9 protein-coding genes are annotated in these 10,462 nt (G+C 40.9%); 8 read left to right on the top strand and 1 reads right to left on the bottom strand.

The genetic code is table 11. The annotated features are described in order from the left end of the window. The first annotated feature begins 8 nt into the window (after window positions 1-8). The 7 genes from ACI35L_RS09880 (at window position 9) to ACI35L_RS09910 (ending at window position 8,031) form a co-directional block, all read left to right on the top strand. Window positions 9-800: an acetoin reductase gene (locus ACI35L_RS09880; protein ID WP_439802805.1), complete on the top strand. Its 792-nt coding sequence runs from the start codon at window positions 9-11 to the stop codon at window positions 798-800. Between the two features lie 473 nt (window positions 801-1,273). Then, window positions 1,274-2,566: an ABC transporter substrate-binding protein gene (locus ACI35L_RS09885; protein WP_082197091.1), complete on the top strand. Its 1,293-nt coding sequence runs from the start codon at window positions 1,274-1,276 to the stop codon at window positions 2,564-2,566. Between the two features lie 86 nt (window positions 2,567-2,652). Beyond that, window positions 2,653-3,612, top strand: a complete 960-nt coding sequence (locus tag ACI35L_RS09890; protein WP_049670745.1) for a carbohydrate ABC transporter permease — start codon at window positions 2,653-2,655, stop codon at window positions 3,610-3,612. After that, on the top strand, window positions 3,609-4,451 hold the full coding sequence (locus tag ACI35L_RS09895) for a carbohydrate ABC transporter permease (RefSeq protein ID WP_049670746.1): 843 nt from the start codon (window positions 3,609-3,611) through the stop codon (window positions 4,449-4,451). The genes ACI35L_RS09890 and ACI35L_RS09895 overlap by 4 nt, the downstream gene beginning before the upstream one ends. An 83-nt stretch (window positions 4,452-4,534) precedes the next feature. Next, window positions 4,535-5,539 carry a LacI family DNA-binding transcriptional regulator gene (locus ACI35L_RS09900; protein ID WP_049670747.1) on the top strand — a complete coding sequence of 335 codons (1,005 nt, stop codon included), beginning with the start codon at window positions 4,535-4,537 and terminating at the stop codon, window positions 5,537-5,539. Window positions 5,540-5,624: 85 nt separating this feature from the next. Continuing rightward, window positions 5,625-6,563, top strand: a complete 939-nt coding sequence (locus ACI35L_RS09905; protein WP_439802802.1) for an ROK family protein — start codon at window positions 5,625-5,627, stop codon at window positions 6,561-6,563. Between the two features lie 37 nt (window positions 6,564-6,600). After that, window positions 6,601-8,031, top strand: a complete 1,431-nt coding sequence (locus tag ACI35L_RS09910) for a glycoside hydrolase family 1 protein (RefSeq protein WP_439802803.1) — start codon at window positions 6,601-6,603, stop codon at window positions 8,029-8,031. Between the two features lie 122 nt (window positions 8,032-8,153). Here the strand turns inward: ACI35L_RS09910 and ACI35L_RS09915 are convergent, their stop codons facing one another. Further along, window positions 8,154-8,954: a putative ABC transporter permease gene (locus ACI35L_RS09915; protein WP_049670750.1), complete on the bottom strand. Its 801-nt coding sequence runs from the start codon at window positions 8,952-8,954 to the stop codon at window positions 8,154-8,156. Window positions 8,955-9,651: 697 nt separating this feature from the next. On the opposite strand from ACI35L_RS09915, the gene ACI35L_RS09920 reads away from it, so the two are divergent. Further along, a partial coding sequence (locus ACI35L_RS09920) for a metallophosphoesterase family protein (protein WP_439802804.1) occupies window positions 9,652-10,462 on the top strand: 811 nt, incomplete at its 3' end.

Genomic DNA, 10,462 nt, shown 5'->3' on the forward strand with positions numbered 1-10,462 from the left:
AAAAAGGAGTGAACGAAATGTCTGAAACAAAACGTGTAGCGATTGTAACAGGAGCTGAATCTGGAATTGGAAGGGGAATTGCTCACCGTCTGGCGAAGGATGGGTTCACCGTTGTCGTAAATGATGTAAATATCGATAAAGCGAAAGAGGTTGAGCAGGAAATTCTTCAAACAAGCGGAACCCATATGGCCATGGCAGTTCAAGGGGATGTCAGTAAGCGTGAAGACGTTTTTTCCCTTGTTGAGCAGACGGTTAAAGCTTTTGGATGTGTGGATGTTTATGTATCCAATGCGGGTATTGCCCAAGTGAATCCGATCTTTGATATCACGCCTGAAGAACTTGAAAAAATCTTCAGCATCAATGTCTTTGGAACGGTTTACGGCCTGCAGGCAGCCGGCGAACAGATGAAGAAACAAGGCGGTGGCAAAATCATTAATGCCGCAAGTATTGCCGCACATAAAGGTGCAAGCTTGCTCAGCGCTTATTCAGCAACGAAATTCGCCATTCGCGGATTGACCCAATCAGCTGCCCAGGAATTCGCACCTTATGGCATTACGGTTAATGCGTATTGCCCAGGTATCGTCGGCACGGATATGTGGGATTATCTTGATGAAAAATTGGCACCGTACATGAAAGTGGATAAAGGAGGAGCCTTCAAGGCCTTTGTCGATGGCATTGCACTCGGAAGATCTGAAACACCAGAGGATGTAGCGTCCTTTGTCTCTTACCTAGCATCATCTGATTCAGATTATATGACTGGTCAATCTGTCATCATTGATGGTGGAATGACTTATAGCTAATATGTGTAGGATTTTATATAAGCAAGAAACCTCTTCGTTCCTATAAAACGAGAGGTTTCTTTTTTATGAACCATGCAGAAGGGGACAGATAATGAAAGCTTTGTTTAAAGAATAACATCCTCGTACTTTTGTCCAATTACCCGTTTTATCTGCCATTCTTCTTTAGAATTTGGCTCTGTGCGGAACACCTTATGGAAAGCGGTTTCTAAAATATTGCAAAATATTCAAAAAAATTATTGTTTTTTCATAATTTAACATTTATAATCACTATTGAAAGCGGTTTCATCCGTACTTATTTTACATACAGACAGTGATTTATAGAAACCGGTTTCCTTAAAGGCGGTGCTATTATCATCTTTTACAAAAATTGAATGGAGAAGGAGGGAGTCATGAATAAGGATGGCTTCACATGCTTTTACAGGGATGGTTCAATGAGTGAACGCTTGATAAAACGATAATAGGGGGTACCACAAGTGATACGTTTAAAAAAATTGGCTGCGCTTGGTCTGACAACGGCTTTGGCTTTGTCATTGGCGGCATGTAAGGACAATGATGAATCTTCTGCTGCAAATGGGAAAAACGGCGATGTAACATTGGATTTTTGGACATTTGGTGCAACGAACTATGATGAACTAGCGAAGGAATATGAAAAAGAAAATCCTGGTGTGAAGATTAAAGTAAGGTCAGCGGAGACAGCTGAGCATCATGATGCCTTATTTACAGCATTATCTGCCGGCAGCGGAGCACCGGACATTACCATGCTTGAAATTGACCAGCTAGACCGGTTTAAGGCGGCACAGGACCGTTTTGAAAACTTATATGATCTTGGCGCAAAGGATATTAAAGATCAATACTTGGATTGGAAATGGAAAACAGGGGAGAACGATAGTGGTGACTTCTTAATCGGTTTGCCGACTGATATTGGACCAAAGGCCTTGTATTATCGAGCCGATCTATTTGAAGAAGCAGGCTTGCCGACTGAACCAGAAAAGGTATCTGCCTTAATCAATTCACCTGAAGCTTTTGAAAAAGCAGGACTTCAAGTGAAAGAAAAAACAGGAAAGGTATTTATCGATAGTATTGAAATGGCATTCAGGGCCTATTTGGATGGCGCTGAAACAACATTCCTTAATTCCAAAGGGGAGTTGTTGATTGAAGAGAAGGGCAATGCCGTTAAAGATGCCTATGATTATGCGGTGAAACTAAATGAAATGGGTATTGTCGGCAAATTTGAAATGTGGTCGCCGGAATGGGCGAATGCCGTGAATAAAGGGGATTTTGCTGCTGAACTAGGCGCCGGATGGTTAAAGGGCTGGATGGAAGGCAATGCCCAGGAGGCTTCAGGTAAATGGAGAGTGGCGACATTGCCATCAGAATTTGCCGCAAACTGGGGAGGCTCTTTCATCTCCATACCAAGTGAAACAAAAAATGCTGAGGAAGCTTATAAATTTACAGCATGGTTAGTCTCACCAGAAAATCAGCTGAAATCCTTCCAAGACAAGGGTCTTTTCCCATCTGCCCAATCGGTCTATGAAATGGATGACTTCAAGAATAACAAAGATGAATTCTTTGGCGGACAATCAACCGCACCAGTATTTGCAGAAGCGGCTCAGGATATTAATGGGGCTGTCTACAAAGGGGAGAAATACTTCCCAATCTATTCCGAAGTATTAAATGCCTTAAAGAACGTTCAAAACAATGGAACGGACCCTGAGAAAGAGTGGAAAGAGGCAATTAAGCGCTCCAAGGCATTATTAAGTCGGTAGTTCACTAGTTTAGTAAAGGTGGGATTTCGGCGTGGCTCGGACTAAAGAGCGCCACTCCCGCCTTTTATGGGAAAAGGGGTATGATAATGAATCTGCCAAAAGCAAATACGGTCACAAATGGGGTCAAGGAGAGAAAGAAGCGGTATCGATCGGAAGCAAGAAAAGATATGTTTTCTGCTTATCTATACATTGCTCCTTTCTTTATTATCTTTGCCATTATTGGGTTGTATCCCGTTTTATTTAGTTTTTATTTAGCCTTTCAAAAATGGAATGGGCTTAGTCCGATGGTCTCTGTAGGATTGGATAATTTCAAGCTTGTCCTAACCGATCCCCTATTCTGGAAATCGGTTTACAATACGATTGTTATGGGAATTATGGGGACCGCTCCTCAAATTGTATTCGGTATCCTTTTTGCCTACTTGTTGAATATGGCGTTTCTGCGATTTAAGAACTTCTTCAGAGTCACCATATTTATGCCCTACATTACTTCAATGGTGGCAGTAGCCCTCATTTTCAGTGTGCTGTTCAGCAACCACGAATCCTCCTTAGCCAATTATGTATTATCACTGGCCGGACTTGATCCGGTAAGCTGGGCAAGTTCAGAATGGGGTACGAAAATTGCCATTTCCATTATGGTATTTTGGCGATGGGTCGGCTATAACACCATCATTTATCTTGCGGGGATTCAAAGTATCTCCAATGATTTGTATGAGGCGGCCACCATTGATGGTGCAAGCAAATTCCAGCAGCTCCGGTACATAACCATTCCTTTGCTGAAGCCGTTTATTATCTTGACGGTGTTTACATCTACCGTGGGAGCACTCCAGTTATTTTCTGAACCAACTGTCTTCTTAGGTACAGGCGCTTTTACCAGGGATGAAGCGATGACAATTGTGATGTACTTATATCGTGATGCGTTTAGATTACAATCCTTTGGAACGGCCTCTGCAACAGCCATTATTTTATTGATCATCATCTCAGCGTTTGCGGCAATCAATGTTTACTTAACATCTGGTATTGGAAGAAAAAGGAGGGGTGAACGATGAAACGAACAGAAAAGAGGAGGAAATTCTCAGGCGGAAGATTCTTTGTCTATCTCTTATTGGGTATTACCTCCTTGTTATCTTTATTTCCGTTTTATTGGATGTTTGTTATGGCAACGAGACCGAGTTCAGCCTTTAACTCCATTCCTCCAACTATAACACCAGGGAATATGCTCGTCGAAAATTTCCAAAAGGTATTGAATTCCATTGATTTCTTTGGGTCTATGTGGAACTCCTTTGTCATTTGTGCCATTGTCACAATCGTTGTTCTGCTCATTAGTTCACTGGCTGGATATGCATTTGCGAAATTCACCTTCCCAGGGAAAAACATTTTCTTTGTCGCCATTTTGTTAACAATGATTATCCCTCCGCAATTAGGGTTAATTCCTCAATATTTCCTGATATCGAAAGCAGGATTGCTTGATACATTACCAGGTGTTATGGTGCTGTTCTTTTTAAACCCTTTAGGCATATTTCTGATGAGGCAATATATCAGTAAATCGGTTCCTGATGAGCTGATTGAAGCGGCGAAATTGGACGGATGCTCCAATTTTAGAATTTATCGCAGTATTGTCGTTCCAATTATTCTGCCGGCATTTGCGACACTTGGGATTATTGTTTTCACCGCCGTATGGGGAGAATTCCTCTGGCAGTTTACTGTATTAAGAGATCCGGAGAATTACACCATTCAAGTGGCATTAGCTCAATTAAGCAATACGCGGGATGTGGACTTTGGGATGATTATGTCAGGGGTATTCTGGGCAACTGTTCCGTTGTTAGTCGTATTCTTATTGTTTAATAAGTTGTTTATTTCGAGCATTACAGAAGGTTCTGTGAAATAATAAATCCTATCCAATTGATTATTTATGACAGAAATAAAAATCAGCGACTAGAACAAAATCAATCAAACGTAGAAGGGATTACCATGAATTTAACGATTAAAGACATTGCACAAATGGCCAATGTGTCACAAGGTACTGTTTCAAAGGTGATCAATAATTATGAGGGAGTTAGTGAAAAAACCAAAAAGAAAGTGATGGATATTATTCATCAAAGCGGCTTTGAGCCTAACTTCTCTGCAAGGTCGCTCGCAACAAAAAAGTCAAATTTGATTGGGCTAATCTATGCAGGAAGGATTAATGTAGATATGACCCACCCATATTTTAATGAAGTTATCTCTTCCTTTAAGAAAAATATGGGGCTGCTTGGATACGATATTATCATGTTTTCGAACGAAAAATTTCATACAGATAATGGCAGTTATTTAGCAAGATGCCGTCATTTCAATGTGGATGGGTGCTTAATTATCGCAGGAGAAGAGGTTGAGGAATCGACCTATGATCTCGCCTTAGAGGGACTGCCATGCATCGGAATCGATATTGAGCTAAAAGGGCCAAAGGCAAGTTATATCATGACAGATAATGTGGGGCTGGCAAGAAAAGTGGTTGAATATCTCTACCTGCACGCCATCAAAAAAATCGGTTTCATTGGCGGTAAATTTGATTCACCCGTGTCTAAATTTCGGAAGCAAGGTTTCTTAGATGCGATGAATCAATTTGGATTGGAGATTTGCGAGGATTGGATACAATATGGTGATTTTCATGAGGAAAGCGGCTATGTGGCGATGAAGCGAATTCTTCAAAGCAACCAGCTGCCTGAGGCTGTTTTCTCTACGTCGGATATGATGGCACTTGGGGCATTGCAAGCGATTAAAGAGGCTGGATTAACCTGCCCTCAAGATATCCGGTTAATTGGCTGTGATGATATTGCCGCCTGTCGGTATAGTTCTCCTAAACTAACGACAGTGAAACAGGATAAAGAGAAATTTGGTAAGTTATCCGCCTATATGCTTGATGATTTAATTAATGACCGATCCCAACTAAAACCGGTCTTTATAGACTCAGAAATAATTATCAGAGAATCGTGTTAAGCAAATTTTGCTAGATTGTCTGCTTCTTAGATACAAAGACGAGATTCCAATGAAAAAGAAAGAAAATTGGATTGGTGGAGGTTATATGATGAATTACTATGCGGTACTAGATGTTGGAGGCTCTGCCATTAAATATGCTCTTATGGATGAAACGGGCGGTTTCATTGAAAAATCCTCCCTTCCTACTCCTAAAGCAAGTCTTGCTTTATTTATCGATACAATAGGGGGGATTGTGGATAAGTTCAAGGAAACCTACCCCCTAACAGGGCTGGCTGTTAGTATGCCAGGTGCCGTGAATGTCGAAAGCGGAATCATTGAGGGGATTACCGCACTTCCGTATATTCATGGTCCCAATATGAAAGAGCTTCTTCAAAGCAGGACAGGTTTGCCAGTTGAACTGGAAAATGACGCAAATTGTGCTGGATTGGCGGAAGGCTGGATTGGCGCAGCAAAGGATGTGAACGATTTTCTTTGCCTTGTGATTGGCACAGGCGTAGGCGGTGCAGTCGTTCTCAATAAGGAGATTCGACATGGGAAGAACGGTTTTGCCGGGGAATTCGGCTATATGATAATGGAAGGCTATCTCGGTTCCAACCCAGTCGAAACCTATAGTTCCTTAGCGGCGGTAGGCGGATTGATTAAACAGGTTGCTAAGAGAAAGGATCTTGAACCCGAAGCCCTGACAGGCAAGATAATCTTTGAAATGGCTGAAAAGGGAGACGTGGATGTACAGGACGAAATTGATAAATTTATGCGTCGCCTCGCGGTCGGCATCTATAATCTACAGTTCATCCTCGACCCGGAGAAAATCTTGATTGGAGGGGCGATCAGTCATCGTGAGGGCTTTATCGAGAAAATCAATGAAACCTTACAGCAAATGAAATATGAGTCAGAGGGCTTAACGGTTAAAGTGGAACGATGTCAGTTTGGCAATGACTCTAATTTAATTGGAGCATTGCATCATTTTCTGCAGCGTCAGAAGGACTTTCCATTGATTTCGGAAGATGTTGAGCAGATCTTGTAAGTGATAATGGAGCAAAAGGAAGGGAGAATACTTATTTATGCATACAAAAAAGAAACCGTTTCCGACGGACTTTTTATGGGGGGCAGCCTCTGCTGCCTATCAGGTTGAAGGTGCATGGAATATAGATGGAAAAGGCGTCAGCAATTGGGATCAATTTGTTCGTATTCCTGGTAAGACATTTAAGGGAACGACAGGAGATGTGGCTGTCGACCATTATCATCGCTATAAGGAAGATGTTCGTTTAATGGCAGAAATGGGCTTGAAGGCCTATCGATTTTCTGTTTCCTGGCCGCGTATTTTTCCAGATGGACGAGGCGAGGTGAATGAGCAGGGCATCGCCTTTTATGATGACCTCATTAATGAATTGCTTCATTATCAAATTGAGCCTATTCTGACTTTGTATCATTGGGATCTGCCGCAGGCTCTTCAGGACGAATACGGCGGCTGGGAATCTCGCAGAATTATTGAGGATTTCACGAATTATAGCGTGGAATGTTTCAAGCGCTTCGGCGATCGTGTGAAGTACTGGGTCAGTTTAAATGAACAAAATATCTTTACAAGCCATGGCTATAATGAAGGATCCCATCCGCCTGGTCTAAAAGACACGAAGCTGTTTTATCAGGTGAATCATCACGCAAACCTTGCCAATGCCAGTGCCATCAAGGCATTCAGACAGTATGTACCAGATGGCCAGATTGGTCCTAGCTTCGCTTACTCTCCAGCCTATCCGGCATCATCTAGGCCGCAGGATATACTGGCAGCTGAAAATGCGGAGGATTTAAACAGCCATTGGTGGATGGATATTTATACGTGGGGGAAATATCCGCGGGCATCGTGGAACTACCTGGCTGAGGAAGGCCTTGCGCCTGAAGTGGAAGAAGGCGACTTTGCACTCTTAAGAGAAGGCAAGCCAGATTTCATGGGATTAAACTATTACCAAAGCACGACCTTTGAAGTGAACACGCTGGAAGAAGGAGTAGGCGCCGGTGAAATGAATACGACCGGCATTAAAGGGACATCAACGGATTCAGGTATCCCCGGCTTGTTCAAAACGACGAAGAATCCGAACCTAGAGCGCACGAACTGGGATTGGAATATTGACCCGCAAGGATTAAGGGTGGCCCTTCGCCGGATCACGAATCGATATGACCTGCCGATTTTGATTAGTGAGAATGGTCTCGGTGAATTCGATCAGGTAGAGGAAAACGACACGATTCATGATGATTATCGAGTTGAATACCTGAAAGCTCATATTGAAGCCATTCAGGATGCCATTTCAGACGGAGTAGACATGCTTGGCTATTGTGTTTGGTCTTTCACGGATCTGCTAAGCTGGCTGAACGGTTTTCAAAAACGCTATGGGTTCGTTTATGTCAATCAGCATGAAGAAGGCACTCATGACCTGCGGCGCATCAAAAAGGACAGCTTCTATTGGTACAAAAAAGTGATTGAATCGAATGGAATCTAGGGAGCGGAGAATTATTGTATGACTGCCTAATACGTTACCATGGATGATTGTTTTAAGTTAACGGACTTCCATATATGTAGGTTCCTCCTAAGTTTAAAAACGAGGAGGAACCTTTTATGTAATCATTTCTTCAATCGTTCAAGTGAAATTTTCTTTAATTCATCCTTGACCTTGCTGAACTTTAGTTGTTTATACGAACGTGACTGAAGTTTAGGAAATGCCTGCAAAATTCTTTTATGCTGAGCGTTTGTTGTGTTTAGAAGTAAGCTGATTCGCGCCTCCATCTGTTTTATCCGGTGTGCTAGTTCAATAGAGAATTCCTCTTTCCTTTGGTTAAACTCTTCGTCTATCAAATATTTATTCTTCTCAAACTCTCCTTTAATATCCTCCAGTAATTGATACACCTCTTGGACTTTTTTTCGTAAATCCACAAAAGAGCTGATGGTGGTGATGAAATCAACCATCAATACCGTGAACAATAACCAAACGACGGTTTGAAGTGTGTATTCTGGCAGTGAACGAATGGCCTGTTGCATGGCTGGATGAATGATAAAAATCAATGCGACCGACAATAACCCAAATAAGGTGGAGTTTTTCAGACAGACGCGGCCATTCAGGTTAAAGGCATACGTAGAATAATCCCATAATCGCAGCTTGAATATCCGTTCAAGCAGATAGCTGGTGATATATTCTATTAAACTGGCCGCTATTGCTCCGAAAAGAAATGTGAGCCATACATTTGTATGAAAGGGTTCTAAGAAAAATAGAACAGCTATTGCTCCACAGCCATATATCGGACAGACTGGCCCGGATAAAAATCCTCTATTAACAAAGTGTTTCTCCTGAGAAGAGCAATACACCACTTCACATACCCAGCCTAAGAAGCTATAGAGTAAAAAGTAGGCCATAATAATAGAAAACATAAACTCATCCTTCCCTGTCATTATTGAATGTTTAGAAGATTATCTTAATATAATGATAGTACAGGAAATAAATGAGTGGAATCTTTAAGAAAATGTTTCCTTTATTTACGAAGCAATAAAAATTCATATAAATAAAAGCGATCCTTTTGACTGCATCAACCTCTATGAAGATATTTAATGTCAAGAAAACCTGTGAGATATATTTTTAATATTATTTGAATTTTGTTGAGCATTCTAATAATACCATACGCCTGTTCAAGTCATTAGATATTGAAGCGCTGCTAATCATCAAATACCAAGCTGGATTGGTGGGTCTCAAGGATCAAAAGACCGTTAAATCCAATTAGTTTCATGGATAAGCAACGACAGAGACAAAGCAATAAATTGGAGTAAATATAGAACTGATTCGGGAGGGTACTAACGTTTTAGATAGAAGATTCCCTACTTAACATTTCTTCGATTGTGCTAATTAGATTACTAGAAGCTGATTGCAGAGTTGTTATTTACGTACTTGCATATATCAAAAATTTACCATGTGATTCATAAGGGATATACTATATGAATGGGTAAGTACGCCAACATGAGTGCATACTTACTTAAGGAAATCGGCTTTATTCTATGGAATGATTGTGTTCAATAATATCATTCATGGAGTGTTCGATTTCATTTATGTTGTCAATCATATGGGGGAGATTAGATGAAACATAGAATTGCCTTATTAGCAGATGTTCATGGAAATGCAAGTGCCTTAAAGGCAGTAGCTGAAGATGCCATCAAAGAGGGTGTTACGGATAGCTGGTTTTTAGGAGATTTAATTATGCCGGGTCCTGGAGCAAATGAACTATTTGAAACATTAAAATCTATGAATGTTTCTGTTTATGTAAAGGGAAATTGGGAAGATTGCTTCCTTGATGTATTAAATAAAGAGATTGATTTGGATAATCCGACGGATATTTATATTTCTAGGTTAGTGCAATATCAGTGTGAACATTTAGATACGAAGAATATAGATCGTATCAAAAATCTGCCATTACAAATAACAAAGAATATCAATGATGTATCGATTAGTCTTACTCACCATCTTCAAGAGAAAAATTATGGAGCGGATTTGCGTCCGACAAATAATCAGGAAGCCTTCGATCAGTTATTTGATCAAGATTACGATATTTCGATATATGGTCATACCCACCAACAATTGTATCGGTATAGCAGCGCGGGACAGCTGATTATTAATCCAGGGTCGGTTGGACAACCGCATTACAAATGGGAAAAGTTGAGGACGGATATTCGTGCACAATACGCTATTCTTGAAATTGATGAAGCTGGAATTGGGGATGTGAGATTCAGGAAAATTCCATATGATATCGATAATGAATTTAAGAATGCCCAGCACTTTCATCTTCCCTATAGTGAATTATACCAAGCAATGTACGAAACTGGTATAGCTTACACCCATAATCATGAGTTTCTACAAGAGATCAATGATAGATTTTCGTATAAAGAAGAAA

The organism is Pradoshia sp. (genome assembly GCF_051873915.1).
Lineage (GTDB): Bacteria > Bacillota > Bacilli > Bacillales > Pradoshiaceae > Pradoshia.

Bases quoted from the DNA above. Each gene is read 5' to 3' on its own strand.
- ACI35L_RS09890 (WP_049670745.1), top strand. From the start codon at position 2,653: ATGAATCTGCCAAAAGCAAATACGGTCACAAATGGGGTCAAGGAGAGA.
- ACI35L_RS09895 (WP_049670746.1), top strand. From the start codon at position 3,609: ATGAAACGAACAGAAAAGAGGAGGAAATTCTCAGGCGGAAGATTCTTT.
- ACI35L_RS09900 (WP_049670747.1), top strand. From the start codon at position 4,535: ATGAATTTAACGATTAAAGACATTGCACAAATGGCCAATGTGTCACAA.
- ACI35L_RS09905 (WP_439802802.1), top strand. From the start codon at position 5,625: ATGATGAATTACTATGCGGTACTAGATGTTGGAGGCTCTGCCATTAAA.
- ACI35L_RS09910 (WP_439802803.1), top strand. From the start codon at position 6,601: ATGCATACAAAAAAGAAACCGTTTCCGACGGACTTTTTATGGGGGGCA.
- ACI35L_RS09915 (WP_049670750.1), bottom strand. From the start codon at position 8,954: ATGTTTTCTATTATTATGGCCTACTTTTTACTCTATAGCTTCTTAGGC.